This window comes from Paenibacillus sp. SYP-B3998, from assembly GCF_010820665.1.
Lineage (GTDB): Bacteria > Bacillota > Bacilli > Paenibacillales > NBRC-103111 > Paenibacillus_E.
This window is the reverse complement of sequence record NZ_JAAIKC010000037.1, coordinates 1-941: the sequence shown is the minus strand read 5'-3', so window position 1 is coordinate 941 and position 941 is coordinate 1. Positions and strand designations below refer to the sequence as shown.

The following is a 941-nucleotide window of genomic DNA, read 5'->3' as shown; positions in this document are numbered from 1 at the left end:
TTTTTCATGTCAAAAAGAAAATACGGAGCTGCGGAAAAACTCATTATCCTTAATGAAGTATCAAGTGGACAACTAGGTTTTCTGGCCGCAGCTAAGAAATATGAGATCAATAAAACGACTTTAATGAAATGGCAACGTCGCTACAAGCTGTATGGTTACGAAGGGCTCGAGAGTCGTGTTTATAATCAAAGTTATAGTGCTGAGCTTAAACTGGGCGCGGTGAAGGACTACCTTGAGGGGGGATTGTCTCAGTACCAGATCATCGATAAATACAAGATTGCTAGTACAAAACAGCTTTCCGACTGGATTAAGAAGTATAATGGTCATAGCAGCTTAAAAGCCTACAAAGGGGAAGCAAAAGCTATGACAGAGGGTCGCTCTACAACATATCAAGAACGAATCGATATTGTTCAATACTGCTTGGCACACCAACATAATTACCAAAAGACAGCGGGGCAGTTTCAGGTCTCCTACCAGCAAGTGTATCAATGGGTCAAGAAGTTCGAAACTGGCGGTCAAGAGGCGTTAAAGGATGGTCGAGGACGCAAGAAAGCTCCCGAAGAGTTAACGGAGGCCGATCAACAGAAGCTCGAGATGAAGAAGATGCAATATGAAATGGAGCGGCTTCGGGCGGAAAATGCATTTCTAAAAAAGCTACAGGAATTACAAAGGAGGCGAAGTTAAGCCAATATCGCCATGAGAATGCCTATCTTGCCATTCAAGCGCTTCAGGAAGAAACATCAACTAGCGTTCAACTCCTGTGTGAAATTGCAGGAATTGCACGCTCAAGCTATTATAAGTGGTTAATTCGCAAACCTAGTGCTCGTGAGATGGAGAATGAGCAGCTGGTACAGGTGATGATGACCATCTACGAGAAAGTTGAGCGTATCTTTGGCTATCGTCAATTAACCCTGCATATGCGCAAACAAACCGGAAAAGTC

General features: G+C 43.5%; 1 protein-coding gene. It reads left to right on the top strand.

Going from position 1 to position 941, the window contains the following annotated elements; genetic code table 11:
• Positions 1 to 684: helix-turn-helix domain-containing protein (locus tag GK047_RS29095; RefSeq protein WP_163954254.1), on the top strand; the 684-nt coding region annotated here is incomplete at its 5' end.
• Positions 685 to 941: the final 257 nt, after the last annotated feature.